Raw genomic sequence first — 25,737 nt, 5'->3', positions numbered from 1 at the left:
TGGAGGTTAAGCGTGCCCATCGCGATCAACTCTGAACACAACGACCTGGCCGATTCGGTCCGGTCACTGGTGGCCAAGGTGGCCCCGTCCGACGTCCTGCACGAGGCACTGGAGACGCCGATCTCCAACCCGCCGCCGTACTGGAAGGCCGCCGCCGAACAGGGTCTGCAGGGAGTTCACCTGTCCGAGAAGGTCGACGGCCAGGGCTTCGGCATCCTCGAACTGGCCATCACGCTCGCCGAGTTCGGATACGGGGCGGTCCCCGGCCCCTTCGTCCCGTCCGCGATCGCCAGTGCGCTCATCGCCGCCCACGACGCCGAGTCCCCGCTGCTGAACGGTCTGGCTACCGGTGACACCATCGCCGCCTACGCCATCGACTCCGGCCTGACCGCCACCCGCCAAGGCGAGCAGCTGGTCATCCGCGGCGAGGTGCGGGCCGTCCCCGCCGCCGCCCAGGCCGCGATTCTGGTGCTGCCCGTTTCGATCGACAGCAGCGAGGAATGGGTCGTCCTGGACGCCGACGCGCTGGAGATCGAAGAGGTCAAGAGCCTCGACCCCCTGCGCCCAGTGGCCCATGTCCGGGTCAACGCCGTCGAGGTCGCCGGCGACCGGGTCCTGTCGAACCTGACCCGCGCACACGCCAGGGCGTTGATCTCGACCCTGCTGTCCGCCGAATGCGTCGGCGTGGCGCGTTGGGCGACCGACACCGCCACCGAGTACGCCAAGATCCGCGAGCAGTTCGGCCGCCCGATCGGGCAGTTCCAGGCCATCAAGCACAAGTGCGCGGGCATGATCGCCGAGACCGAGCGGGCCACCGCCGCGGTGTGGGATGCCGCGCGCGCCATCGACGAATTCCACAGCGGTAACGAGGATTCCAAGTACGAGTTCGCCGCCGCCGTCGCCGGAACGGTCGCTCCGGTGGCCGTGCAGCACACCACGCAGGAATGCATCCAGGTCCACGGCGGTATCGGTTTCACCTGGGAGCACGACACCAACGTCTACTATCGCCGCGCACTGGTGCTGGCCGCCGGCTTCGGCCGCGCCGCCGACTACCCGCAGCAGGTCGTGGACACCGCAACCGGCGGCGGTCTGCGCAAGCTGGACATCGATCTGGATCCCGACACCGAGAAGCTGCGCGAGGAGATCCGCGCAGAGGTCGCCGCACTCAAAGAGATTCCGCGCGAGGAGCGCAATACCGCCATCGCCGAGGGTGGCTGGGTGCAACCGCATCTGCCCGCGCCGTGGGGCCGCAACGCCCAGCCGATCGAGCAGATCATCATCGCCCAGGAGTTCTCGACCGGTCGGGTGGCTCGTCCGCAGATGGGAATCGCGGCCTGGATCATCCCGTCGATCGTCGCCTACGGGACCGACGAACAACAGCAGCAGTTCCTGCCGCCGACCTTCCGCGGCGAGATGATCTGGTGCCAGCTGTTCTCCGAGCCCGGCGCCGGATCGGATCTGGCCAGCCTGACCACCAAGGCCACCAAGGTCGACGGCGGCTGGCGCATCACCGGTCAGAAGATCTGGACCACCGGCGCGCAGTTCTCACAGTGGGGCGCGCTGCTGGCGCGGACCAACCCGGATGCGCCCAAACATAACGGCATCACCTACTTCCTGATCGACATGAAGTCGCCGGGGGTCGAGGTGAAGCCCCTGCGCGAGCTGACCGGTGACGCGATGTTCAACACCGTCTTCATCGACGATGTCTTCGTGCCGGATTCGATGGTGCTCGGCGAGGTCGACCGCGGCTGGGAGGTCAGCCGCAACACGTTGACCAACGAGCGTGTCTCGATCGGCAGTGCCGAGCCGCCGTTCCTGGCCAGCCTGGACCAGTTCGTCGAGTTCGTCCGCGACGGCCAGTTCGACCAGATCGAGCAGAACCATGCTGGCAAGTTGATCGCCGAGGGGTACGCCGCCAAGGTGCTCAACCTGCGCTCGACGCTGTTGACACTCGCCGGTGGCGATCCGATGCCCGCGGCCGCGATCTCCAAGCTGCTGTCGATGAAGACCGGTCAGGGTTATGCCGAGTTCGGTGTCTCCTCGTTCGGCACCGACGGCGCTATCGGCGACAAGGAGCAGGAGCCGGGTAAATGGTCGGAGCGGCTGCTGTTCAGCCGGGCCACCACGATCTACGGCGGTACCACCGAGGTGCAGCTCAACATCATCGCCGAGCGTCTACTGGGCCTGCCCCGCGACCCGTAATCTTCACCTTTTCTCCGCGAGCAGACGCGTGTACCCCTGGAACCAGCCGGTTTTGGGGGTACATGCGTCTGCTCACCAGGTGGCGGCTAGGGCAGGATCGCGTCGACGTAGCCGCCGTCGACGCGGAGCGCACCACCGGTGGTCGCCGAGGCCAGCGGCGAGGACAGATACACCACCATGTTGGCGATCTCCGCGGGCTCGATGAGCCGCTGGATCAGCGATTGCGGCCGGTGCAGCCGCATGAACTCACGCTGCGCCTGCTCCCAGGGCAGCTCCTTGTCCACCAGCTGATAGACGAAGTCCTCCACCCCAGCGGTGTGCGTCGGCCCGGCGATCACCGAGTTCACCGTGACACCGGTACCCGCCGCGTCCTTGGCGAAACCGCGGGTCACCGCGAGCAGGGCGGTCTTGGACACCCCGTAGTGGATCATCTCCGCCGGTGTCACGATCGCCGAGTCACTGGCGATCTGAAGCGCGCGGCCCCAACCCTTTTCGATCATGTTCGGCAGGTATGCGCGTATCAGTCGGACGGCCGAGAGCACGTTGACGTCGAAGTAGGTGCGCCACTGCTCGTCGGTCACCTCCCGGGCCGGGACGGCCTCGAAGATCCCGAGATTGTTGACCAGCACGTCCACATCGGGGAATTCCGCCACCAACGCGGCGGTCCCGTCGGCGTCGGCCACATCACCGGCGAAGCCGACCGCCTCACCGCCGACTTCGGCGACCGCCTCGTCGACGCGGGCCCGGGTGCGGCCGTTGATGATCACGCGCGCTCCGGCGTCTGCCAGCCCGTGCGCGATGGCCAGGCCGATGCCCTGGGTGGAGCCGGTGACGAGTGCGGTCTTACCGGAGAGGTCGATGTTCACGAGAAGGTATGACCACCGTGCGCCCCGAGGTATTCCTCTCCCCGCGAGCGTGCGTCGACTCGCGACGGTATGCGGCGTGTCGGGCAGCAGACACGCACGCTCGCCGGGAAGGTGAGGTCAGTCGATATCCAGCTCGCGCAGTTCACGCTTGAGGATCTTGCCGGTGGGGTTACGCGGCAACTCCTCGATGAAGACCACCTCCCGCGGGACCTTGTAGCGCGCGAGGTTGTCGCGCACATAGGCCTTGATGGTGTCCTCGTCGACGGTGGAACCCTCGACCCGCACGACGAAGCAGCGCAGCCGGTGGCCCCACTCCTTGTCCTCCACTCCGAGTGCGGTCGCCTCGACCACCTCGGGATGCCCACTGACCAGATCCTCGATCTCGGCCGGGAATACGTTCTCACCGCCCGAGACGATCATCTCGTCATCGCGCCCGCTGACGTAGAGCAGATCATCGTCGTCGAAGTATCCGACATCGCCGGAGGACAGCAGACCGTCGATGATCTGCTTGCCACCGCCGCCGGTGTAGCCCTGGAACGGGAAGAAGTTGCCGACGAAGATACGCCCCACCTCACCCTTGGGCACGTCGTTGCCGTTGTCGTCGAGAATCCGGACCTTCATACCCTTCACCACCGGGCCGACGGTTGACGGATTCTTCGAAAGGTGCTGCGGCCCAGCGATGGTCGCAAACGCCACCTCCGTGGAACCGTACAGGTTGTAGATGACCGGCCCGAGATCCTTCATCGCCCTGGTGGCCAGCTCGGCGCCGAGCTGCGAACCGGATACGAACACGATGCGCAACGACGACAGATTCGGCTTGGGCGAGGTCTTCTCGAGCTCATCGAGCATGCGGGACAACATCACCGGGACGACGACGATGGCGGTGACCTTGTGCTTTTCGATATCGGCGAGCACGGTCGCCGGCTTGAACCGACGGCGCAGAACCAGCGTCGTACCCAGCATCATGGCGATCGTCGAGTGCAGGAAACCCAGCGCGTGGAACATCGGCGCCGGCAACGAGGTGACCTCGTTCGACTTGAACGGCACCGAAGACAGCACGCCTCCGATCGGCGCCAACGACGGCGGGGCGCTGCGGTTCGCACCCTTCGGGGTACCGGTCGTGCCGCTGGTCAGAATGATGATCGACGACTTCTTGGTGGCCGCGGGCGGCGGCGCGGCGCCGTTCTTGGTGACGAGCTCTTCGAGCGTCTCGTCGGTGCTGCCGGAGGGCTCATCCTTGTCCGGGTTGACGCCGAGCGCGCGCAGCTTGCCGAGTTCGGGCGTGGCCTGCGCGACCGCGGCGGTGTATTCATCGTCGTAGATGATGATTCGGCTGCCCTCGCGCTCGGACACCTCTTTGATCTGCGGGCCGGAGAACTCGCTGTTGAGCAGGATGATGCGGGCACCGATCTTGGCCGTGGCGTACACCGATACCAGGAACCACCGATGGTTGCGGGCCAGAATGCCGACACCGTCGCCACCACCGATACCGCGGGCCAACAAGGCGTTGGCGACGGCGTTGACCGCGTCGTCGAGTTCCTTGAACGTCATGGTCCCGAAGTCGTCGATCACGGCATTGCGGTTCGGGTAACGACGGGCGTTGAGGGCGGGGATCATCCCGATCTCGCCCCACTGCTTCATATCGTTGACGAAGGCGGCGATATCGCGCGGCGGCTCCAGCTTGAGCGCACCCGCCTGGAACATCTTGCGGGCATAGTGCAGCTCCGCGGCGCCCCGATCGATGTACTTGCCTACCGATTCCTGGATCTTTGACAGCGGGCTCAGGTTCGACATCTGTCAACCTTATGTGACGCCGGTCGCTGTGCGGGGTCGAACCTACGATGAGGAGATGGCCGCTCGCGCGCAGGTGGAGATCGCGGGCAGGCAGGTGCCCGTCACCAATCCGGACAAGGTGGTATTCGACGATCTCGGACTCACCAAGTCAGATCTGTTCGACTACTACATCGCCGTTGCCGACGGCGCCCTTCGCGGGGTGCGCGACCGACCGATGATCCTCAAACGATTCGTCAAGGGCATCGCAGTGGAGGCGATCTTCCAGAAGCGGGCCCCGGAGAAGCGGCCCGACTTCATCGATGTCGCCGAACTGAAGTACGCATCCGGGACGTCGGCCAAGGAGGCGGTGTTCACCGAACCGGCCGGTCTCATCTGGGCGGTGAACCTGGGCTGTGTCGACCTCAATCCCCATCCGGTGCGTGCCGGTGACCTGGAGCATCCCGACGAGCTGCGGGTGGATCTCGACCCGATGCCCGGTGTGCAGTGGCCGCAGATCATCGAGGTCGCCGCCGTGGCCCGATCCGTGCTCGAAGACCACGGCCTGACAGCCTGGCCGAAGACGTCTGGATCGCGTGGCTTCCACATATATGCGCGCATTCACCCGCAGTGGCCGTTCAAACAGGTGCGGCTGGCCGCCGAGGCACTGGCCCGCGAAGTCGAGAACCGCAGGCCCGACCTGGCCACCGCGCGATGGTGGAAGGAGGAACGGGGCGCTCGCGTGTTCGTCGACTTCAACCAGAACGCCAAGGACCGCACCGTGGCCTCGGCCTACTCGGTGCGAGCCACCCCGGATGCGCGGGTCTCGACACCGTTGCACTGGGACGAGGTGCCCGATTGTCGCCCGGAGGCGTTCACGGTGGCCACGGTGCCGGCGCGCTTCGCCGAGATCGGTGATCCATGGGAGGCGATGAACGACCATCCCGGAGGCCTGGACGGATTGCTGGAGTTGGCTCAGCGGCTGGGCCCGGCCGAGAAGCCGCCCAAGGGCACGGGCCGGCGGACCTCGACGATGCCGCTCATCGAGGTGGCCAGAACCAAGACCCGCGACGAGGCGATGGCGGCCTTGGATGTGTGGAGGCAGCGTCATCCCGAGGCGGCGGATCTCCTCGAGCCCGTCGACGTGCTGATAGACGGAATGCGCGGACCGAGCTCGATCTGGTACCGGGTCCGGGTCAATCTGCAGCACATCCCGGAGGCGCAGCGACCGGTCCAAGAGGAACTCATTGCCGACTATTCGCCGTGGGATGGTTACGGCGGATCGCAGTGGCGGCACTGAACGCGCGGGTCGGCTACTGGTCGGTACGCATTACCCGTGGTTCGCACTTTTGAAACGTTGCATGGTAATTGGTTGCAGCACAATGGGTTTCAATTTGCTCAGCGAAACCTTACCCTGCTCTCAGACTATCTTCTTAGCAAAGTCTCAATCACTACTCCCAAGTACCTTAAAGTCGCCGGATAACTTCGGTGTCAGTAGAGATCCACGAAGGGAGGCAGTCCATGACAATCGCATTCCGGTATGGCAACCCCGCCGTCCAGTGCGGCGGTGCGGAACTGCGGGCGCAGTGCCGCCATCTAGCCCTGGTGGTGACGGTATCCGGCGTGATCGACGACAACAACGTCGAAAGCCTCACCGAGCAGGTGCGCCGACTGGTCCTGACCGAGAAGCCGTTCGTTCTCGACCTGACCGACGTGACCTTCCTGTCCGCACGCGGTGTTGCACTGCTCTACGCACTCGATGACGAATGCGATATGGCCGGTGTCGAATGGGCGTTGATTGCCGGCGCACCTGTGCTCGACGTCCTGCACATGATCGACGACGCATTCCCCATCACGGTCTCCGTTCCGGAGGCGCTGCATCACTTCGCCGAAGGCACCCTCGCCCGGCGGCGCCTGCTCCCCCTCCTTCGCAAGACCGCATAGAAAGGCGGAACGACATGTTGCTCGACGTTCGCTGGTTGACCGCCCTGATCGGTCGGCATCGCAAGCCGGCCCACTAGGGCCCCATCCCGACAACGAATCGGCCCCCGCCACGTCTGTGGCGGGGGCCGATTCACATCTTGAGCAGTCACCGCATCCGGCAAGGGACTTCCGGCCCTACCGACTCCGGCGCCCCCGCCGCACACTGATCACCATGGCAGTAACATCACAGACAGCGGCCAACGCTCGAGTCGTGGAAGATGCCGTGCAGCTGGCGTGCCGGGCACCCTCCTATCACAACAGCCAGCCGTGGCGCTGGGTCATCACCCCCGACGGGGTACAGCTGTTCGTCGACACCGACCGGTTGGTCGCCACCGATACGGGTGGCCGTCAGGCGGTGATCAGTTGCGGTGCTGCCCTTGATCATTTCCGCGTCGCGGCTGCGGCCGCCGGCTTCCGGACCACCGTTCATCGCTATCCCGATCCCGGCGACCACCTGCACGTGGCGACCATCACGCTGGCACCGGCGGATACCGTCACCGCATTCCAGCGCCGTCAGGCGGATGCGATCCTGGCCCGCCGAACCGATCGTCTGCCCATGGCAGCGCCCGCCGACCCGGCAACCTACGATCTGCTACTCGACACCGCGTACGACCCCGATGCGACAGCCGTGGATGTGATCGATCCCGCGGACCGGCCCACCGTAGCCGATGCCGCCCAACTCACCGAGGCACTGCGCCTCTACGACAGCGCATATCACCACGAAATCGGCTGGTGGACATCTCCTTTTGAAGTTACCGACGGCATTCCGCACAGCTCACTCGTGTCGGCCGCCGAGGCGGACCGGGTCGACGTCGGCCGCAACTTTCCGGTGACGCAGCACGCGGAGCGGCGCAGGCACATCCCCGAAGACCAGGCTGGGCTGGTGGTCATCTCCGCCCCGGAGGACACCCGGCTGGACATGCTGCGATGCGGTGAGAGGCTCTCGTCGTTACTGCTCGACGCCACCATGGCCGGTCTGTCCTCCTGCACGCTCAGCCACCTCACCGAGGTCCCGGCCACCCGCGACATCGTCGGTGGGCTGGTGAACCGCGCTCATCCGCAGATCGTCGTCAGGATCGGGTTGGCCTCAGAACTCGACGACGTGCCGCCGCCGACACCGCGGCGCCCGCTCGGTGAGGTCCTGCACGTCAGGATCTGAGCAGACCCTCCAACTGGGCGGCCACCGCCTCGAGAGGTTGCACGCTGCGCTCGGCGCGGCACATCGCCACGGCGCCTTCGATCGCCGCAACCACCAATGTCGCCAGATCGGCGGCGGCGCCGCGGTTGACACCGCACCGACGCAACGCGGCAGAGAGTTCGGCCGTCCAATTGCTGAACGCGAAGACCGCGGCATCCCGCGCCGCGTCTCCGGGATTCTCGTGCACCGCAACCGCCACCACTGCACAACCCCGGCCGAAGTCGCTGTCGACCAGCGTGCGACGCCACATCTGCACGAACTCCCGCAACCCGGCGATCGGACCGTCGACAAGTCCTTGCCGCAGAACAGCGCCGGCCTCGCGGTCGGCCCAGCGCACCGCTTCCGCGGCAAGTTCGGGCTTTCCGCCAGGAAAGTAGTGATACGTCGACCCGAGCGGGGCGTCGGCATGACGGGCCAGTTCGCGCACGGTCATCGTCCCCAAACCGTGACGCGCAAGCAGATCGGCCGCTCCGGCGACCAACCGGTCGCGCGAGGTCGGCGCATCGTTTCGCACTATTCGCTCCTATAACGTTTGTCATAAAATGGCTGTCACATGCTGTTATGACAAGCGTAATAGACCTCCATCGAGACGTGGACCACATCCCGGCGTGTCACCGTGTCAACTTCGGCGTAGCCGGGTAGCCGATAGCCGAGGGTGCTCACCCGCACCGTCCGATCGACCGATCGGATACATCCATTCGAATCACGTGCAGGGGGATACGCATGACTGACAAGACCGCGCTCATCACCAATTTGCGCACCATCCTTGAATTGACCAGCACCGAAATCCAGATCGCCGAGGTCCGGACGGCTCAGGCACGCACCGAAGCCGTGCGCGAAGAACTGTCCGCCAACGCCGAGAACGCACGGACCCGTGCCGCGCTGATCGAGGCGACCATCCGCGAACTGGGCGGGTCACCCGATGTTCTCGGCCCACTGCTGGGCCGCGCGGCTGCCGCTGTGAAAGCGCTCACCGAACAGGCCGAGCCCTTCGCCGAGGCGCTGCTTGGCGATCTCGCACTGGAACATCAGCTCGTGGACCGCGCTCGCTACGTGAAGTCGCTGTCCGTCGCTGCGGGCAACCGCGAGGTGCAGGATCTTGCCGACTCGCTGATCGAGGCCCACAGTGCAACCGTGCTGTGGTTGACCACGGTCTTGGCCGAGGAAGCCCTGGGCGGCCCAGCGGCTTTGCGGCGCACACCGATTCAGGCTGTGGCCGGCGCTGCGGTGAAGTTGGCCAACCTGCCGGGCATCGTGGCCACCCGGGCTTTCGAGCGCGTGTACGCCACCGCCCGGGCGACTCGGCCCACCATCGATGAGGCACTCAGTCGCGGCAGCCAGGCCGGAGAGATCGCCGTCAAGACCCTCTCGGCTTCGCGGGATGCCGCGCTCTCGGCCGCCGAGAAGGTCAGCCGCCGAGAGGGCGCCGCGGACGTCGCCGATGCGCTGCATACGATCCGTGGCGAGGCCGGTGTACTGGAGGCCGACGAGTTGCCGATCGCTGGCTACGACGACCTCAACGTCAACGACGCCGTGGCCGCGGTGAAGGAGCTCTCCGATGCCGCCGACATCCGAGTGATCATCGCCTACGAGGAGTTCCACAAGAATCGGCAGCGCGTCGTCTCGGCCGCCCAGACGCGGCTCAGCGCCATCGCCCAGGAGATCGTCGGCATCAGCTGACACCCGTAGAGAAGCCATAAGGTGACCTACGGCCCGCCGGGCCGTAGGTCACCTTTTTCCGCGCCGGATCAGCGAAGGGTGCGAGCCGCCGTCGACACGGCGCGACCGATCGAGGCGACCAATGCGCTATCCAGCTTCCAAGACTGCCAGAACAGCGGCACGTCGAGATGGACCGGCGATATCTGCACGAAATCCTCGGTCACCGATTGCTCCGGATACATCCCCCAGCCCAGGCCGGCGCGCACGGCAGCGCCGAACCCCTCGGCCGTCGGCACATAGTGCACGGCACGGTGGATATCGCGCCGGAAAGCCTTCCGAATCAGCTTGTCCTGCAGAGCGTCATCGCGATTCCACGCCAACGAGGGCATCTGTGCGGCAGCGGCGGCCGTGAATCCCTCCGGTAGGTACCGCGCCACATAATCCTCCGATGCGACGGGGACATAGCGCATGACGCCCAGCGACTGGACCCGACAGCCCGGCACCGCGGCCCGTTCGGTGGTGACAGCGCCCATCACCGCACCCTCCCGAAGCAACCGGGCCGAGTGATCCTGGTCTTCGATGCGCACATCGAAGAGCACCTCGGGCAGCAGCCCGAACACCGCGGTGAACCAGGTGGCCATCGAGTCGGCGTTCACAGCGACCGCGATGCGAGTGCGTTCGGCGGATCCGATGGAGGTTTCGGCCAGCGCCTCCGATTCCAGGGTGGCGATCTGGGCAGCCAGGCGCAGGATCGGCACTCCGGCGGGGGTCGCGCGGCAGGGCTTCTCCCGGACCACCAGAACCTGACCCACCCGCTGCTCAAGGGCTTTGACCCGTTGACTCACCGCCGACGGGGTGATGTGCAGGCGCTCGGCGGCAGCATCGAAACTGCCGAGGTCGAGTACGGCGGCGAAGGCCGCCAACTGCTGACCGTCCAGTTTCACCCGTCAAGATTAGAGGACTGGGCCAGCTTTCTTTGACGCACAACACCATTCGTTGGGGGCGTTCACAGCCGGAAAGCCGATGGATGAGTCCGGCGCCGGGATCGACCAGATGCCGCTTTTGTCATTACAACACAGCCTATCTTTGTAATATGCCGAGATGGCAGACACCGCGGCGACACCGTTCACGACGCGCCACGGGGACGAGTTCGCGCCCAACCCGGTCGCCCACGGTGGCTGGGGCCCCACCCTGGGCGGACAGGTCATCGGCGGCCTGCTGGCCAGGGCCATCGAGCAGCAGGTCGCCGACCCCGATCTGCATCCGGCCCGGCTGACGGTCGACATCCTGCGGCGGGTGGCCACCGAGCCGGTGCGTACGAACGCTTCGGTGCTGCGGACCGGTCGGCGGATGTGTTCGATGGACGCCACCATGACCCAGGGCGGCGACGTGGTCGCCCGGGCATCCGCGCTGTTCCTTCGGCGCAGCGTTCAACCGCCCGGCCGGTTCTGGACCGCACCGGTGGAACTGCCGCCGATACCGGACGAACCCGATGCCATCGCCGAGAACATGCCGATGTTCATCCGGGCCTACGGGGCATCCGATGATGCCGACTTCCCGTGGCAGCACGACGGACCGCGCTATGCCTGGGTTCGCGAGTTCCGGGAGCTGGTGCAGGGCGAGTCGATGACGGCGTTCGTGCGTGCGGCGATGGCGGTCGACATCACCGCTTCGATGGCGAACTTCAGCACCGCCGGGCTGGCATTCATCAACGCCGACTACACCCTGACGCTGAGTCGGTTACCCGACGGCCCGTCCATCGGCCTGGCCGTGCAGACCCACAGCGCCGCCGACGGTATCGCCACCGGATCGACGGCACTGTTCGACCATCTCGGACCGATCGGCATCGGATTGTCGACCGCGATCGCCAGTTCCGGCTTCGACCCGGCCGGCCGGAGGTGAACGATCAGCTCGGCGGCGGGAAGCCCCCGGTGGCAACCGGGCCCCACCGTCGAGGAGTGATACGCAGCAGGCACTTGCCCTGGTCCACCATCGCCTGCCGGTATTCGTCCCAATCCGGATGCTCACCGGCGACGGCGCGGAAGTAGTCGACCAACGGCTCGACAGCGTCCGGCAGATCGATGCACTCGGCATCGCCGTCGATCTGGACGTACGGTCCGTGGAACTCCTCGGACAACACCGTCACACTGGCCCGCGGATCGCGGCTGATGTTGCGCGATTTGGCCCGCTGCGGATAGCTCGCGATCACGATCCGCCCCTGCTCGTCGACACCACCGCTGACCGGCGAGGTCTGTAACGAGCCGTCAGAACGGAACGTGGTCAGCACCATCTGGTGGCGCGGCCGGACGAAGGCGAGCAACTCGTCACGGGTGACCGTGTCAGCGGTCGCATAGTTACGGGCCATGCACCGATTCTAGTGCGCCGGACTACTTGACGATCAGTTTGCGGTGGGCGGCCAACGTGAGACCGCCGCGCCGATGACCATGGCGGCGCGGCGATTTGTGGAGTCCCAGCCGTGACCATGGCGGCCGAGACTCCACAAATCACCGCGTGAGGGCACGTTGAACCTGGGCGATGACCCGATCGGGGTATTCGGTGAGGTCCAGCCAGGTGAATCGCAGAACCAGATAGCCGGCGAGGATCAGCGCATTCTGGCGCACCCGGTCGTTGTTGAAATCGTCAGCAGCACTGTGGAATGCCCAGCCATCGGTTTCGAGGATCAGCTTGCGGTCGACGAACACATAATCACCCTTGTAGCCGGCGACCGGATAGTTGGCCTTCCACCCGGTGATACCCGCCGAGCGCAGGAGCTTGCCGAGCAATCGCTCTGCAGCAGAACGCGTTCCGTCCTCGGCGGCACGCAACAGTATTCGCGCGGCCGGTTCACCGTGGCGACCCTTGTTGTGGAGGTGCGCCCTCCACAGCGCCCGCAGGTCGACGTGGCGTTGCAGGGCTGCGTCCATCAACGCGGCGCCACCGCGCCGTCGAACGGCCGCTTCGACAACCGTCAGCGGCAGAGCGGTGACCCGAAGGTGGTCGGCCTCGACGATCTCCCGCGGATCGAGATCGCGGCGACGCAGTGTGGTGCCGGGCTGGAAGCGAAGTCGGCGTTCTCTCGGCACGGTGACCTCGACAACGTCCGGCGCGAACTGTGTGAGTCGCTGCCACCACGCCGCCGTCAGTCCGCTACCGACAGCCTGGTCACCGTAGGCCCATACGCCGACGCGGATCCGAGCCCGGTCGGTGAACTCACGATCGTCGGCGAAGTACACCCCCTTCGCGCACCGGCGCCACTGACCGGTACGCACCCGGTAGTCGACAGCGTCCTGACCCAAGCCTGCTGATAGCGCATGAGCGAGGGTGACGACGCCGTCGTGGCGACGCAAGATGTCCGCGAGCATGCTGACTTGGACGCAGCGGCGAGCCGACCGGTTCCAACGTCTGCGATTTGTGGAGTCTCAGCCGCCATCGTCACGGCTGAGACTCCACAAATCACAGGCCAGGAATGCCGAAAGGCCGGGTCCGTACTCCAGATCCCTTGTACCGGGTGGCCTGCGATTCCGGGAGCCGCCATGTGCCTGCCGTGATATGAGCGACACAGTTCGTGTCGAAGGCGTTGAGGATGATCTGCTTGCCGATCTCGCCACCATGGATCACGGTGTGCACCGGGTCGAGCCATCCGATCGATGCGATTCGGAGTCCGTAACGTGCCGTCACGAAACCCGCTACGGTGACAGCCATGGCGAACCCACGCATCGCGCCGCTGGAGTACGCCCTGGCCTACCTGGCCCAACAGACCGCGCCGCTGGTCTTTCGTCCGCCGGGCATTCCCAAGCCCGCCCAGCCGGTGGGCCCGCCCGATATCGTCGCGGTGCCGACCCGGCACGGGCCGGTCCGTTGTTTCGTCTATCGGCCGCATCCGTCCGCGCCCCTGGCCGGGCCCGGCGCCCCGCCCCTGCACATCGACATCCACGGCGGTGGTTTCGTGCTGCGCAACACCGCTGAAGATGCCCACATCTGCCGTTTCCTGGCTTCCGATGTCGGCTGCGCGGTGTTGGCAATCGACTACCACACGGCCCCACAAGTGCTCTTCCCGGTGGCGGAGCAGGAATGCATCGACGTCCTGCAGTGGGTGGTCGACCATGCCGACCAGCAGGGCTGGGACGGTGACCGCATCAGCGTCGGCGGCGCAAGTGCCGGCGGCAAATTGAGCATGAACCTTGCCCAGTACGCCCACGAGGCGGGCATCGCCTTGCGGGCCGCGGTGCTGTCCTACGCGGTGGCCGACTGCACGCGCACCGGCCGCACGTCTCCCAAGGCCAACCCGATCATCTCTCCGACACTTCAGAAGTTCTCCGCCAGAATGTATTTCGTGGATCCGGCGAGTCACGCCGACCCGATCGCCTCGCCGTACTATGACGACGAGCTGCCGGCGAAGATGCCTCCGACGCTCATCCAGACCGGCGACCTGGATACCTTGGGCCCGGAGATGATCGAGGTGGCCGACCGGTTACGCGCGGCCGGCGTCGACGTCGTCCATACCGGCTACCCGACCGACCACGCATTCAACACCCAGGGGGACCGCTCGATCATGGACGCGTCGATACGGGAGATCGCAGCGTTCTTGTCGGAGCGGCTGTCATGAGTACGGCCGAGCCTCCCGTCGAACACGTCGTCGCCGCACTACGGGAGCGGTTGTACGGCGCGATCTCATGCCTGGCGACGTTGGCCGCCCTGGCCCGCTATACCGACGCCGATACCAATGCCTGGTACCGGGTGCTCGATGTCGCGGTGGCCGCGGGCGGTTTGTGGGCGGCGGCGTTGCTGGCCGAGTTCGTGGCTCGGCTCAGCGTCGAGGGAGCCGCACCGCGCGGCCGCGCGGCCTGGTCGATGTTGGCGGCCTCGGGTCAGATCATGCAGGCCGCCGCCGCGCCGGCCTTCATCCTGGCGCTTGCGGGCTTCGGGGTGATGGATACCGCCACCGCGGTGTGGATCGCGATGTGGTTCCTGGTCGCCGAAATGGCCTTGATCGCCTACCTCGCGGTACGGCGGGCCGGTCTGCTCTGGTGGCAGCAACTGCTGGCGGTGCTGCTGCTGACCACGGCGGGCGCGGCCGTGGTCGCGGTCAAGATGATCGCGCACCACTAGCCGCTCGGCTCAGCCGGTCTCGACGGGACGATCGTCGGCCGACCACTGCGACCACGAACCCGGGAACAGGGCGGCGTCCACTCCCGCGGCGGCCAGCGCCGCCACCAGCACCGCAGCGGTGACACCCGAGCCGCAGTACACACCGACCTGCTCGCTCCCACCGAACGTCCAGCCCAGTGCGGAGAGCTCGTCCTCGGAGAGCACGGTGCCATCCTCGGTGAGGACAGCGGTGCTGGGCAGGTTGCGGGCGCCGGGAATATGGCCGGCCACGGCGTCGACCGGTTCGACCTCGCCGCGGAAGCGCTCCGGCGCCCGGGCGTCGAGCAGATTCGGATGGACGGCGGCCTCGTCGGCGGTCACGGTCGGCATCGCGCCGGCGTACAGATCCTCGTGGATGACCACGACATCGCCAGGCTCGGGGTCGACAGTCCCGGTCTCCAGGGAGTGCCCGGCGGCAGTCCACGCACCCAGTCCACCATCGAGAATCCGCACGTCCTCGACACCGGCGGCCCGCAGGACCCACCAGGCGCGAGCCGATCCGGCTCGGTTCCAGTCGTCGTACACCACGACCGGCACCCCGCGGCGTACGCCCCAGCGCCGTGCGGCGTCCTGCAGCTGTGCCCCCGACGGCAACGGGTGACGACCGCGTCCGGTCACCGCATGATCGCTGAGCTCGTCGTCGAGGGACACATACACCGCTGCGGGGATGTGCCCGCGCTGATGGTCGGCACGCCCGTCGGGCTGCGTGAGCTGCCAGCGCACGTCCAGCACGGTCACCGGCTCGCCGGCAGCGAGCATGTCCGCGAGTTCGGCGGCGGTGATGAACACATCGGTCATATATCCAGCGTCCCAGATGGTGAGCCGGTCGTCGAAACCGGAAACAATACGCCGCGATGTGGTGTTCTAGAGCCCATGGCCGACAATCCCGAACTGAGCCCCACCGACTGGGTCCGCGAACAGACCAAACGCATCCTCGAGCAGGGCACCACCGAAGGGGTCGAGGTACTCGACCGACCGGTCGTGCTGTTCACCACCACCGGCGCGAAGTCCGGCAAGAAGCGCTACGTGCCGCTGATGCGGGTAGAGGAGAACGGCAAGTACGCCATGATCGCCTCCAAGGGTGGCGACCCGGCACACCCCGCCTGGTATCACAACGTCAAGGCACACCCTCAGGTCACCGCGCAGGACGGTGACAAGGTGGTCGAGTTGACCGCGCGCGAGGTCGAAGGCGACGAGCGGGCCCACTGGTGGGAACTGGCCGTGCAGGCATATCCGCCCTATGCTGAGTACCAGACCAAGACCGACCGCCAGATTCCGGTCTTCGTGCTGGAATAGCGACATCACGATCGGCGGGACCCGGGATCGCCGGGTCCCGCTGATCGGCGCGGTGACGCTGCCGGCCCAATTGGGTTTTCCTGCAGCGTGTGTCCCTGGGACATGACGACGAACTCGACCCCGGACCGTTGCGGTAGGTTGTGTTGGCGCAGGCTACGCCAGAGCGCTCCGGCCGCGCCGGGTAGAAAGGTCGATACATGCAACGCCGCGTCCCGAGGATCGCCGACCTGGCTCCGTTGATGCAGTTCAAGAAGCCGGAGTTCAATGCGCGCACGCGCCGCCTCGCCGGTGCGCTGACCATCGAGGATCTGCGCGCCATCGCCAAACGACGTACGCCGAAGGCCGCCTTCGATTACACCGACGGCTCCGCCGAGGCCGAGCTGTCGTTGGCCCGGGCCCGACAGGCCTTTCAGGACATCGAATTTCACCCGGCTATCCTGCGCGATGTATCCAAGGTCGACACCAGCTGCACCATCCTGGGCGGTCGCTCCGAGCTGCCGTTCGGTATCGCGCCGACCGGATTCACCCGGATGATGCAGACCGAAGGCGAGTACGCCGGAGCCCGGGCCGCGAGCCGCGCGGGCATCCCCTTCTCACTGTCCACCATGGGCACCGCGTCCATCGAAGACGTCAAGGCAGCTAATCCGCACGGGCGCAATTGGTTCCAGCTGTACATGTGGAAAGACCGAGACCGTTCCATGGCGCTGGTCGATCGGGCCGCCGCGGCCGGTTACGACACACTGCTGGTCACAGTCGACGTGCCGGTCGCCGGAGCGCGGTTGCGCGACAAGCGCAACGGAATGTCCATTCCCCCGGCATTGACGGCCAAGACCGTACTGAACGCGATCCCACGACCCCAATGGTGGATCGATTTCCTCACCACCGAACCGCTGGCTTTCGCCACGTTGGACCGGTGGTCGGGCACGGTTGCCGAACTGTTGGACACCATGTTCGACCCCACCGTCACGTTCGAGGACCTGGCGTGGATCAAGTCCCAATGGCCGGGAAAACTCGTCGTCAAGGGAATCCAGACCGTTGCCGACGCCCGGGCGGTGACCGAACTCGGAGTGGACGGCATGGTGCTGTCCAATCACGGTGGACGCCAACTCGATCGAGCACCGATCCCCTTTCACCTCCTGCCCGAGGTGGCCGCCGCCGTCGGCGCTGACACCGAGATCATCCTGGACACCGGGATCATGTCGGGCGCAGACATCGTCGCCGCGATCGCGCTCGGCGCCCGGTTCACGCTGGTCGGCCGGGCCTACCTGTATGGGCTCATGGCGGGCGGAGAGGCCGGTGTCGACCGGATGATCGAGATCCTGTCCGAACAGATCACCCGGACCATGCGACTGCTCGGCGTGACCGCTCTCGACGAGTTGACCCCCGAACACGTCACCCAGTTCCGGCGGCTGATACCGCGCGAAGGTTAGGCCGGGCGCGACACCGCCACCACGACACGGCCGTCGACCACTGACGCCCTCAGCGACAAGGGTTCTCGGCCCGCCGGGCGTGCGACGATGAGGGCCTCGGCCACCGGAGCGACCAATTGTTCGCGGATGGTCCTGCGCAACCCGCGCGCGCCGTACACCGGGTCGAAACCACTGCCGCGCAACACATCCAGCACCGATCCGTCCACATCCAGACGTACCGACTCCGCCGCGAGCCGGCGGCACACCAGGTCGACCTCACGCATCGTCACCTGTCGCGCTGTCGACGGCCGGAAGGGGTCGAGCACGACAGTTTCGTCGATGCGATTGAAGAACTCCGGATCGAAGAAGTCCTCGACGGCGGAAACGACCAGGCTCCGCGAGTACTCCTCGTGTGCAACGGTCTTCCGACCCAGCCATCGTCGGGCGCGCCGTCGTACGCCGTCGGCGACATCTCTGGAGCCGAGATTCGACGTGATGAAGATGTAGCTGTTACGGAAGGAAATGGTCTCCCGCCCGTTCGCAAGCCGCAGATGACCACTGTCGAGCACGTGCAACAGGGCGCGGATCACCGTGGGATCGGCCTTCTCGATCTCGTCGAGCAGCACGATGCCCGGTGTGTACGGGTCACCTTCGATCTTGCTCCGGTCGAACAAGGTGAACGATTCCTTGCTGCCGGCGTAGCCGGGCGGGGCGCCGGAGAACGATGCGGCGTAATGCTCTTGGGCCAGCGCCGCCATATCGATGCGACACAGGTCGTCGGGTCCCGAACGCAATTCCGCCGCGACCTGTCGGACCAGCTCGGTCTTGCCGACCCCGGTCGGGCCGACCAGCAGTACGCTGGCCAGCGGCCGACCGGGATCGGCGATACCCGCGTGGGCGATCGCCACCGCACGAGCGACGGCGTCGATCGCATCGGGTTGACCGAGAATTCTGCTACCCAGCCGCTCACGAAAACGCCTCTGGTCGAACGCCACCGACGGATCCGGCGACGATGTGGCCTCATCGGCGCGGTCCTCCTGCGCGGCATTCTGCTCGTGGTACATGTCCGTGAGGAACGGCACGTGAAAACTCCTAGGCTTCGGCGGTCTGTTCGACGGGCAGCGAGCCGACCCGGCAATCCGCGACGCCGACAGTGTCACGGGTGATCGACTCGACAACTTCCTGCGCCTTCTGCGCGTCGGTGACCCACAGCTTGTAGAACTCGAACGGACAATCGGCCACACCTTTGTCACCGTCGCCGGCGGCATGCACACCCGAATAGCCGCGGTGCAGCAGTTTGAACAGATGGTTCTGCGACTGATCGTTCTGTCGGGCATCGCGGATGGCCGAGAGGGACAGCTGGGCGAACTGGATGCCGTACTCCTCCTCACCCGTCTCGCCCAGGGTGCGGCCGTCGAAGCCGATCACTGCCGAGTGACCGAAATACGAGTAGACACCGTCGAATCCGGCGGCGTTGGCGACCGCCACATAGCAGTTGTTCGCCCATGCCATCGCCTTGGCCATCATCACCTGCTGGTCCTTGGCCGGGTACATGTAGCCCTGGCAACGCACGATGAGCTCGGCACCCTTCATCGCGCAATCGCGCCAGATCTCGGGGTAATTGCCATCATCACAGATGATCAGCGAGATCTTCATACCCTTCGGACCCTGGCTCACATAGGTGGTGTCACCCGGGTACCAGCCCTCGATCGGGCACCACGGAAGGATCTTTCGGTACTTCTGCACGATCTCGCCGGTGTCGTCGATCAGGACCAGCGTGTTGTACGGAGGCTTGTTCGGGTGATCCTCGTGCCGCTCACCGGTGATGGAGAAGACGCCCCAGGTCTTCGCCTTCCGGCAGGCGGCGGCAAAGATATCGGTCTCGTCACCCGGAACGGTGGCGGCGGTGGCGTACATCTCATCGGGGTCATACATGATGCCCTGAGTCGAGTACTCGGGAAAGACAACGAGATCCATGCCGGGAAGTCCGGACTTCATCCCGACGATCATGTCGGCGATCTTGCGCGCGTTGTCCAGAACCTGCTCCTTGGTGTGCAGTCTGGGCATCTTGTAGTTGACGACCGCGACACCGACGGTATCCGGACTGGACGAGATGTCACCGTGACGCATGCTGTTTCTCCTTCTGGTTGGTGAAAATGGTGTGCGAACAACTGGATTGACGAATCGATAGGCTCGGCACGAGGTAGCTGTCAGCGATATGCCGCACCAGCGGCCACGGGAATCTGACGCGGTCCGGGGCTGAGCAGTTTGGCGATCAGGAGCAGTGCTGCGAGCCCGATCGCCCATCCGAGGGCAAGCGCTCCCGAGGTTTGGTAGGTGCCGGTGAGCGCCAGGAAGGCGGGCACGGCACAGGTGGGAAGGCTGAGCAGGGTCACCGCCCAGCCGGTGAAGCGGGTCAGTTCCTCACGACGCAGGCCCAGCACCAGGAAGAACAGGAACCACAACACCGCCCAGGACAGCCAGATCACGCCGAATACGGGGTCACCGGACACTGTGAACGACAGGATCGAATAGACGACAGCCGCGCCGCAGACGAACAGCGAGAACCAGCCCAGCCCTTCGGGTTCGAGCCCGGCCAAGTTGACCACGCCGACGTAGAGATAGGTGAAGCCGAACAGGTACAAGCCGGACGCGGCCAGCACAGCAGCCGGGTCACCGGCATTCTGGATGAGCATGACGGTGGGGACGACGCACTGCAGCGCTCCCACGAACAGGTTGAGCACCGCCGCTGAGCGGGCCGGTATCCGCCCGAGCAGCATCAGGCCGTTGACGAAGAGGACCGCGCCGACATAGAGCAATCCGACATTGTTCACTCGACACCTCGCCATTGGTTTCATCTGGATTATCTCCAAATGAAAGTATGTGAGCCCGGCCACAGTGTCAAGGGTGGCCGGGCGGCCGCGATCGGCTCAATGACGCGACAGCGTGGTGAGCACCTCGAAGTCGAAACCGTCGGCCGCGGCGAGATGGACCGGCTGCAGGGTTCCATCGTGTCGGAATTGCACAGTGCCCCTTGGGCTCTCATAAGACAGGCCGTCGGCGGTGGCGATATCGGTGAGCCTACCGGCCCGATGAATCAGGCGTGCCAACAACTGCGGTCCCTCGTAACATGCTTCGGCGATTCCGCTCAGCGGAGGCGCAGTAGCACCATGCAATTCGAGATAGCGGCCCAGCAGTTCCATCGGGCCTGCACCGACCATCGAGCGAAAGTAGGACGCTGCCGAGAAGAGTCGCCGCGTACCTTCCTCACCACTGGCCAACAGCATGCTCTCGTCCATCAGCGGACTGAACCTCAAAAACGATGCATCGGCGCCCAGTTCGGCACATGTGCGGTTGAATTCGATGGCATCGTGTCCGACCAACAGCATCAGAACGGCATCACAACCGGATGCCACCGCCGCGCGGACGACCTCGGTCATATCGGCGCTGCCGAGATCGACAAACCGACCGCCGACGATATCCAGACCGAGCTCTCGCGCGTAGCGACGTACCGAATCCATCGACGAGCGCGGCCAGACATAATCGTCGCCGACGATGAACCACCGGCGAGCACCGACGTTGTCGCGCAGCCATCGCAACGCCGGAGCGATCTGCGCGTCCGGAGTCTCCCCGCAGCAGTAGATGTCGCGGCGCCGCTCACCACCTTCGTACAATGCCGGATACGCATAGGGCACCCGCCCGGCGACCACCGGCGCCAGCGCGTTGCGTACCGAAGAGATGTGCCACCCGCTGACCGCGTCGATGCGGCCGGACCCGATGAGCGCGTCGATCCGGTCGGCAACCACGCCGGGGGCCGCTCCCCCGTCGACCACCTCGATCTGCACCTCGCGGCCAAGGACACCGCCCGCGGCATTGAGGTCCTGTGCGACGAGGTGGCTCACCGCCTCGCAGGCGGGTCCGAACACCCCGCCCGGGCCCTGGAGCGGCACGACCATGGCTATCCGCCAACGCTCGGGGTCGCCACCTGTCGAGGGCGGACCCGTCATCTTCTCGTCCTCACCTGTGCTTATGCGCGTTCAACTGCTATCGTTTCCAACTGAAAGTATCGCGCTCTCCACACGCGATCGGCAAGGGTTTGAGGGGATGTTCGTCATGTCGAGCGCGTCGGCGGCACCGGGTGCGGGTCATTCGACAGCCCTCGTCGTACTCCGCGCGGCACGGCGCCTGGGCAGCGACCTGGAAGCCGAGCTGCAGGGCGCCGATCTCGGACTGGATCACTGGCTCGTCGTCGACGCCCTGGCAACCGGTGACGGATTGACGATGGCCGAGCTGCAGTCCGCCACGCTGATCGCCGGACCGACCCAGACCCGGGTGGTCGACAAGCTGGTGTCCCGCTCGCTGGTGTACCGCGAGGTCGACGAGTTCGACCGCCGCAAGGTGCGGGTGTATCTCAGCGCGCGCGGTACCGCATTGCACGACGAACTGCGTCCCGCAATCGAAGCCGCCGAACGCAGCTGGCTCGACGTTCACGGCCCGGCGGTGCGGACCAGCATCGGAAGCAGGCAGCAGCCCAAAAGTCGGTCAGCTCACTAGCGCTGCACCGCAGTGTCTTTCGGGCATCGGTGGCGCACACGGGTGCAGTGCGACAAAGATGGCCGGATGGACCACATCACTTTCGTGCCGACACCCGAGCAGTTCGCCTTCACCTTCGGTGGCGCCGAACCGGTCATGCGGATCAAGCCGGGGACGGCACTGCGGCTGTGGACCGAGGATGCTTACGGTGGCCGGATCACCAGCGCCGACGATATCGCCAGCAGCGCACTGGACACCGAGGACCTCAACCCCCAGACCGGACCGTTCTGGATCGAGGGTGCCGAACCGGGCGACACGCTGGCCGTGCATCTGGTGGATCTGACTCCGGCCCGCGGCTGGGGTGCATCCACCCTGATCCCGTTCTTCGGAGGATTGACCGGTGTCCCGGTCAATCCGACACTTCAGGAACCGCTGCCCGAACGCACCTGGATCTATGAATACGACGCGGCAACCGGAACCGTCGGCTTCTCGGCCCACGGCAGCAACTTCGAGGTCGCGCTGCCGGCCAATCCGATGCTCGGGACGGTGGGGGTGGCCCCTGCCCGCCGTGAGGTGCGCACCTCGCTGGTTCCCGACGTGTTCGGCGGCAACATGGACACCCCGGAGATGACCGCGGGCGCAACCTGTTACCTGCGGGTCAATGTGCCCGGCGCATTGTTCTCCCTCGGAGACGGTCACTACCGCCAGGGCGAGGGCGAGTCCTGCGGCACCGCCGTGGAGGGTGCCATGAACGTCACAGCCATCGTCGAGCTGATCAAGGGTGGCGGCCCCGCGTGGCCGCGACTGGAGACCGACACCCACCTGATGTGTATCGGCTCGGGCCGACCCTTGGAGGAGGCCTGGCGGGCCGGGCAGGTGGAGATGATCACCTGGCTGGGCGAACTCTACGGGCTGGATCGCTTCGACGCATACCAGCTGCTGACCCAGATCTCGCTGGCACCGATCGCGAACGTCGTCGACACGAACTACAGTTCGGTGACCAAGATCGAGAAGAAGCTGTTGCCCACCGCCGCGGCATACGGCGGTGTGCATTCCGAGCTTCGTGCTGCGGCAAAGACTCTGGGCAGCATCACCTACTGAGGAGCATGACCGATGGATCTCGGACTCAAGGGCAAGCGTTTCGCGGTCACCGGCGGTACCCGCGGTATCGGCCGGGCGGTGGTCGAGGGCCTCCTCGCCGAAGGGGCAACGGTGGCCTTCTGTGCCCGCACCTCCGAGGCTGTCGCCGCGACCCAGCAGGAACTCGGCAGTGGCGCCATCGGAACCGCTGTCGATGTGGGCGCCACCGCGGCCCTGGCAGCCTGGGTGGACGCGACCGCCGACGCCTTCGGCGGCTTGGACGGTGTGGTCGCCAATGTCAGCGCCCTGGCCATCCCGGAGTCGGCGGAGAACTGGCGCACCAGCTTCGAGGTCGATCTGATGGGCACGGTTGGTTTGGTCGATGCCGCACTGCCGCATCTGCAAGCAAGCGGCGACGGCTCGATCGTGACCATCTCGAGCGTCTCGGGGCGCGAGATCGATTTTGCGGCAGGGCCTTACGGCACCATGAAGGCCGCGATCATCCACTACACACAGGGCCTGGCCTACCAGCTGGCAGGCAAAGGGGTGCGGGCCAACACCGTCAGTCCTGGCAACACCTACTTCCCCGACGGGGTCTGGTCGTCGATCGAGCAGAACGACCCGGAACTGTTCGCGACCGCACTTGCGCTGAACCCGACTGGGCGAATGGCCACCCCTGCGGAGGTGGCCAACGCGGTGGTGTTCCTGTCCAGTCGGGCCGCCGGCTTCATCACCGGGACCAATCTGCTGGTCGACGGTGCGCTGACCCGCGGCGTGCAGTTCTGAGAGCTCGGCGTGTTTGGCTGCGTCGCGGTCGTGGAATCCGGGACGGATGACAGATCCACATGCCGTACTCGCCGAGAAGAGCGTTGCCATCCTCGCCACCGACGGTGTCGAGCGCGTTGAGCTGACCGAACCCCGCGACGCGCTGAACAAGGCCGGCGCCACCGTGACCCTGCTTTCGCTGCAGGACGGCGACATCTCCGCTCGTGATCACGATCTGGAACCGTCCGGTAGTCACCAGGTCGACCGCCTGGTCAAAGACGCCCGCGCCGAGGAATTCGATGGACTGGTGATACCTGGTGGCACGGTCAACGCCGACAAGCTGCGCGCCGACGACGATGCCGTCGCATTCGTCCGGGCGTTCGTCGAATCGGGCAAACCGGTCGGGGTCATCTGCCACGGTCCGTGGACTCTGGTCGAGGCCGGTGTGGCCAAGGGCCGCACCCTGACCTCGTACCCCAGCCTGCGCACCGACCTGCGAAATGCGGGTGCGACCGTCGTCGACGAGGAGGTTGTGGTGGACGGCAACCTGATCACCAGCCGGTCACCCGATGATCTGCCCGCGTTCTGCGCAGCGGTGGTCGACGCGATCGCCCACGGTTCGCAGGCGTAGCCGCCGGTCCCGGCGGATTCAGGCGTCGTACGCGGCACTGAAGAACTGGAGTTCCAAGCGCATCGCACGTCGATAGGCTTCCCGGACCGCCGGGGCGTCCTCTCCATGCTGATCGAGCAGCCGCTCCAAAAGCGCTGCCACCGAATCGAACTCGGGATCCGCGTAGGTACGCACCCACTCCGCGTAGGGCCCGGCACAGTCGGCATCCAGCGCCGAGCCGATGTGGGCATAAAGCCGCATACAAGGAGTCATGGCCGCGCAGATGACGCCGATTTCGCCGGTGGCCGCGGTCGCCAGCAGGAATTCTGTGTAGGCCAGTGTGGCCGCTGCCGGTTGTACGGCCGCCATATCGATATCCCACCGGGCGGCATAGGAGGCGTGCAGGCGCAGTTCCTCGCGGACACCGGCGAGGAGATCGGCGAAGGTCAGCAGCGATTCCGTGTCGGGACTGCGCACCAATGCCAATGCGTAGGCGCGCGCAAAGGATTCGAGGAAGAACGCGTCCTGGGCGACATAACCGGCGAAGCAGGTCTTGTCCAGCGACCCGTCACCGATCCCCCGCACGAACGGATTGTCCAGGACCTCGGCGACGATATCGGCATTGGCCGCCCAGAGTTGTGCCGACAGATTCATGACGGGTCCGCCCAGGCCATGTTCCAGAAGTCGACCTCCAGCCGGAGCACCTCGTCGACCAGATCGGCGTGGTGCTGTGGCTGCGCCAGCACTGCCAGACCGTCGACATAGTCGGCGAATTCCGGAACCGTCCAGTGATCGATGAACTCGGAGTACGGCGAGTCGGCGGATTTCGCGGAGGTCCATCCCAGCAGGTAGACGCGCTCGATGACCCACAGGCCGGTGGCGGCGGCCTCGAACGGCTCGTTGTCCAGCCGCCGTAACAACTCCCGGTAGGCCAGCGTGGTCGGTAACGGTTCGGGATCCGAGGCCAACCCGCGGTCGGCGGCATGACCGTCGAACCAGTCCAGTTCGGCGACCAACGCCGCGCACCCACCGGCCAGCACTCCCTGTGCCGAACGCGGAGCACGGGCGAGCAGGCGTGCCTGAAAGGTCAGCAGGTCGGCGACGAACAGCGCGTCCTGGGACAGCCAACGGTCGAAGGATGATGCGGCGACGGTTCCGTCACGCACCGCGTCGAGGAACGCGTGACGGGTCGCGGCGGCCCAGAGGTCATCAGACACG

Annotated in this window: 28 protein-coding genes; 14 read left to right on the top strand and 14 right to left on the bottom strand. The window is 65.9% G+C overall.

Annotation, left to right across the window (positions count from 1 at the left end; genetic code table 11):
* Positions 1 to 12: 12 nt before the first annotated feature.
* Positions 13 to 2,202 (top strand): acyl-CoA dehydrogenase family protein, encoded by a 2,190-nt coding sequence (locus FBY28_RS15560; RefSeq protein ID WP_141868207.1) that lies wholly within the window; start codon positions 13 to 15, stop codon positions 2,200 to 2,202.
* A gap of 86 nt (positions 2,203 to 2,288) precedes the next feature.
* On the opposite strand, the gene FBY28_RS15555 is transcribed toward FBY28_RS15560, so the two are convergent.
* Together FBY28_RS15555 and fadD2 are read right to left on the bottom strand one after the other, a co-directional pair.
* Entirely contained in the window at positions 2,289 to 3,068 is a 780-nt protein-coding gene (locus tag FBY28_RS15555) for an SDR family NAD(P)-dependent oxidoreductase (protein WP_141868205.1), read from the bottom strand.
* Positions 3,069 to 3,185: 117 nt separating this feature from the next.
* Positions 3,186 to 4,862 carry a long-chain-fatty-acid--CoA ligase FadD2 gene (fadD2, locus tag FBY28_RS15550; protein ID WP_141868203.1) on the bottom strand — a complete coding sequence of 559 codons (1,677 nt, stop codon included), beginning with the start codon at positions 4,860 to 4,862 and terminating at the stop codon, positions 3,186 to 3,188.
* 55 nt (positions 4,863 to 4,917) lie between these two features.
* On the opposite strand from fadD2, the gene FBY28_RS15545 reads away from it, so the two are divergent.
* From FBY28_RS15545 to FBY28_RS15535, 3 genes are all read left to right on the top strand, one after another.
* Positions 4,918 to 6,138 (top strand): DNA polymerase domain-containing protein, encoded by a 1,221-nt coding sequence (locus FBY28_RS15545; RefSeq protein ID WP_174241643.1) that lies wholly within the window; start codon positions 4,918 to 4,920, stop codon positions 6,136 to 6,138.
* A 221-nt stretch (positions 6,139 to 6,359) separates the two neighbouring features.
* Positions 6,360 to 6,782, top strand: coding sequence for an STAS domain-containing protein (locus FBY28_RS15540; protein WP_141868199.1), 423 nt, complete (start codon positions 6,360 to 6,362; stop codon positions 6,780 to 6,782).
* 211 nt (positions 6,783 to 6,993) lie between these two features.
* Complete coding sequence (locus FBY28_RS15535) at positions 6,994 to 7,980, top strand: Acg family FMN-binding oxidoreductase (RefSeq protein WP_174241642.1); 987 nt, start codon at positions 6,994 to 6,996, stop codon at positions 7,978 to 7,980.
* Here FBY28_RS15535 and FBY28_RS15530 read toward each other — a convergent pair.
* Positions 7,970 to 8,533, bottom strand: coding sequence for a TetR/AcrR family transcriptional regulator (locus tag FBY28_RS15530; RefSeq protein ID WP_141868198.1), 564 nt, complete (start codon positions 8,531 to 8,533; stop codon positions 7,970 to 7,972). The genes FBY28_RS15535 and FBY28_RS15530 overlap by 11 nt on opposite strands.
* Positions 8,534 to 8,742: 209 nt before the next feature.
* Between FBY28_RS15530 and FBY28_RS15525 the strand changes: the two genes are divergently transcribed.
* Positions 8,743 to 9,699: a ferritin-like domain-containing protein gene (locus FBY28_RS15525; protein WP_141868196.1), complete on the top strand. Its 957-nt coding sequence runs from the start codon at positions 8,743 to 8,745 to the stop codon at positions 9,697 to 9,699.
* 68 nt (positions 9,700 to 9,767) lie between these two features.
* On the opposite strand, the gene FBY28_RS15520 is transcribed toward FBY28_RS15525, so the two are convergent.
* Positions 9,768 to 10,622, bottom strand: a complete 855-nt coding sequence (locus FBY28_RS15520; protein ID WP_141868194.1) for a LysR family transcriptional regulator ArgP — start codon at positions 10,620 to 10,622, stop codon at positions 9,768 to 9,770.
* 157 nt (positions 10,623 to 10,779) lie between these two features.
* Here FBY28_RS15520 and FBY28_RS15515 point away from each other — a divergent pair, with 157 nt between their 5' ends.
* The gene (locus FBY28_RS15515; RefSeq protein WP_141868192.1) at positions 10,780 to 11,580 is read left to right on the top strand and encodes a thioesterase family protein; all 801 of its coding nucleotides are present in this window, start codon (positions 10,780 to 10,782) and stop codon (positions 11,578 to 11,580) included.
* Positions 11,581 to 11,584: 4 nt separating this feature from the next.
* Here the strand turns inward: FBY28_RS15515 and FBY28_RS15510 are convergent, their stop codons facing one another.
* The 3 genes from FBY28_RS15510 to FBY28_RS25905 all read right to left on the bottom strand — a co-directional run bounded on the left by FBY28_RS15510 (position 11,585) and on the right by FBY28_RS25905 (position 13,380).
* A complete protein-coding gene (locus FBY28_RS15510) occupies positions 11,585 to 12,043 on the bottom strand; it encodes a PPOX class F420-dependent oxidoreductase (protein ID WP_141868190.1) in 459 nt (152 codons plus the stop codon).
* Between the two features lie 139 nt (positions 12,044 to 12,182).
* Positions 12,183 to 13,040, bottom strand: a complete 858-nt coding sequence (locus tag FBY28_RS15505; RefSeq protein ID WP_141868188.1) for a DUF559 domain-containing protein — start codon at positions 13,038 to 13,040, stop codon at positions 12,183 to 12,185.
* Between the two features lie 91 nt (positions 13,041 to 13,131).
* Positions 13,132 to 13,380, bottom strand: coding sequence for a hypothetical protein (locus FBY28_RS25905; protein ID WP_174241502.1), 249 nt, complete (start codon positions 13,378 to 13,380; stop codon positions 13,132 to 13,134).
* Here FBY28_RS25905 and FBY28_RS15500 point away from each other — a divergent pair.
* Positions 13,379 to 14,284: an alpha/beta hydrolase fold domain-containing protein gene (locus FBY28_RS15500; protein WP_141868186.1), complete on the top strand. Its 906-nt coding sequence runs from the start codon at positions 13,379 to 13,381 to the stop codon at positions 14,282 to 14,284. The two genes, FBY28_RS25905 and FBY28_RS15500, sit on opposite strands and share 2 nt — an antisense overlap.
* Positions 14,281 to 14,787 (top strand): hypothetical protein, encoded by a 507-nt coding sequence (locus FBY28_RS15495; protein ID WP_141868184.1) that lies wholly within the window; start codon positions 14,281 to 14,283, stop codon positions 14,785 to 14,787. Before FBY28_RS15500 ends, FBY28_RS15495 begins: the two co-directional genes overlap by 4 nt.
* Before the next feature lie 9 nt (positions 14,788 to 14,796).
* Here FBY28_RS15495 and FBY28_RS15490 read toward each other — a convergent pair whose 3' ends face one another.
* The gene (locus FBY28_RS15490) at positions 14,797 to 15,624 is read right to left on the bottom strand and encodes a sulfurtransferase (RefSeq protein WP_141868182.1); all 828 of its coding nucleotides are present in this window, start codon (positions 15,622 to 15,624) and stop codon (positions 14,797 to 14,799) included.
* Between the two features lie 75 nt (positions 15,625 to 15,699).
* Between FBY28_RS15490 and FBY28_RS15485 the strand changes: the two genes are divergently transcribed.
* Positions 15,700 to 16,122 (top strand): nitroreductase family deazaflavin-dependent oxidoreductase, encoded by a 423-nt coding sequence (locus FBY28_RS15485; protein ID WP_141868181.1) that lies wholly within the window; start codon positions 15,700 to 15,702, stop codon positions 16,120 to 16,122.
* Between the two features lie 197 nt (positions 16,123 to 16,319).
* A complete protein-coding gene (locus tag FBY28_RS15480) occupies positions 16,320 to 17,552 on the top strand; it encodes an alpha-hydroxy acid oxidase (RefSeq protein ID WP_141868178.1) in 1,233 nt (410 codons plus the stop codon).
* Here the strand turns inward: FBY28_RS15480 and FBY28_RS15475 are convergent.
* The 4 genes from FBY28_RS15475 to FBY28_RS15460 form a co-directional block, all read right to left on the bottom strand.
* Positions 17,549 to 18,613 carry an AAA family ATPase gene (locus FBY28_RS15475; protein ID WP_141868176.1) on the bottom strand — a complete coding sequence of 355 codons (1,065 nt, stop codon included), beginning with the start codon at positions 18,611 to 18,613 and terminating at the stop codon, positions 17,549 to 17,551. The two genes, FBY28_RS15480 and FBY28_RS15475, sit on opposite strands and share 4 nt — an antisense overlap.
* Positions 18,614 to 18,623: 10 nt before the next feature.
* Positions 18,624 to 19,661 carry an aliphatic amidase gene (locus FBY28_RS15470; RefSeq protein WP_141868174.1) on the bottom strand — a complete coding sequence of 346 codons (1,038 nt, stop codon included), beginning with the start codon at positions 19,659 to 19,661 and terminating at the stop codon, positions 18,624 to 18,626.
* An 80-nt stretch (positions 19,662 to 19,741) separates the two neighbouring features.
* On the bottom strand, positions 19,742 to 20,365 hold the full coding sequence (locus FBY28_RS15465) for an AmiS/UreI family transporter (RefSeq protein WP_141868172.1): 624 nt from the start codon (positions 20,363 to 20,365) through the stop codon (positions 19,742 to 19,744).
* A gap of 96 nt (positions 20,366 to 20,461) precedes the next feature.
* On the bottom strand, positions 20,462 to 21,538 hold the full coding sequence (locus FBY28_RS15460; RefSeq protein ID WP_141868170.1) for a substrate-binding domain-containing protein: 1,077 nt from the start codon (positions 21,536 to 21,538) through the stop codon (positions 20,462 to 20,464).
* Between the two features lie 106 nt (positions 21,539 to 21,644).
* Between FBY28_RS15460 and FBY28_RS15455 the strand changes: the two genes are divergently transcribed.
* The 4 genes from FBY28_RS15455 to FBY28_RS15440 all read left to right on the top strand — a co-directional run bounded on the left by FBY28_RS15455 (position 21,645) and on the right by FBY28_RS15440 (position 24,540).
* Positions 21,645 to 22,085, top strand: coding sequence for a MarR family winged helix-turn-helix transcriptional regulator (locus FBY28_RS15455; protein WP_141868168.1), 441 nt, complete (start codon positions 21,645 to 21,647; stop codon positions 22,083 to 22,085).
* Between the two features lie 66 nt (positions 22,086 to 22,151).
* A complete protein-coding gene (locus FBY28_RS15450) occupies positions 22,152 to 23,165 on the top strand; it encodes an acetamidase/formamidase family protein (protein WP_141868166.1) in 1,014 nt (337 codons plus the stop codon).
* 12 nt (positions 23,166 to 23,177) lie between these two features.
* Positions 23,178 to 23,930, top strand: a complete 753-nt coding sequence (locus tag FBY28_RS15445; protein WP_141868163.1) for an SDR family NAD(P)-dependent oxidoreductase — start codon at positions 23,178 to 23,180, stop codon at positions 23,928 to 23,930.
* Positions 23,931 to 23,976: 46 nt separating this feature from the next.
* Positions 23,977 to 24,540 carry a type 1 glutamine amidotransferase domain-containing protein gene (locus tag FBY28_RS15440; protein ID WP_141868161.1) on the top strand — a complete coding sequence of 188 codons (564 nt, stop codon included), beginning with the start codon at positions 23,977 to 23,979 and terminating at the stop codon, positions 24,538 to 24,540.
* Positions 24,541 to 24,558: 18 nt separating this feature from the next.
* Here FBY28_RS15440 and FBY28_RS15435 read toward each other — a convergent pair whose 3' ends face one another.
* Positions 24,559 to 25,173 (bottom strand): TenA family protein, encoded by a 615-nt coding sequence (locus FBY28_RS15435; RefSeq protein ID WP_141868159.1) that lies wholly within the window; start codon positions 25,171 to 25,173, stop codon positions 24,559 to 24,561.
* The gene (locus FBY28_RS15430; protein WP_141868157.1) at positions 25,170 to 25,736 is read right to left on the bottom strand and encodes a TenA family protein; all 567 of its coding nucleotides are present in this window, start codon (positions 25,734 to 25,736) and stop codon (positions 25,170 to 25,172) included. The genes FBY28_RS15435 and FBY28_RS15430 overlap by 4 nt, the downstream gene beginning before the upstream one ends.
* Position 25,737 lies beyond the last annotated feature (1 nt).

The organism is Arthrobacter sp. SLBN-53 (genome assembly GCF_006715585.1).
GTDB lineage: Bacteria > Actinomycetota > Actinomycetes > Mycobacteriales > Mycobacteriaceae > Mycobacterium > Mycobacterium neoaurum_A.
The sequence above is the reverse complement of the archived record's forward strand: the minus strand, read 5'-3'. Positions and strand labels throughout refer to the sequence as shown.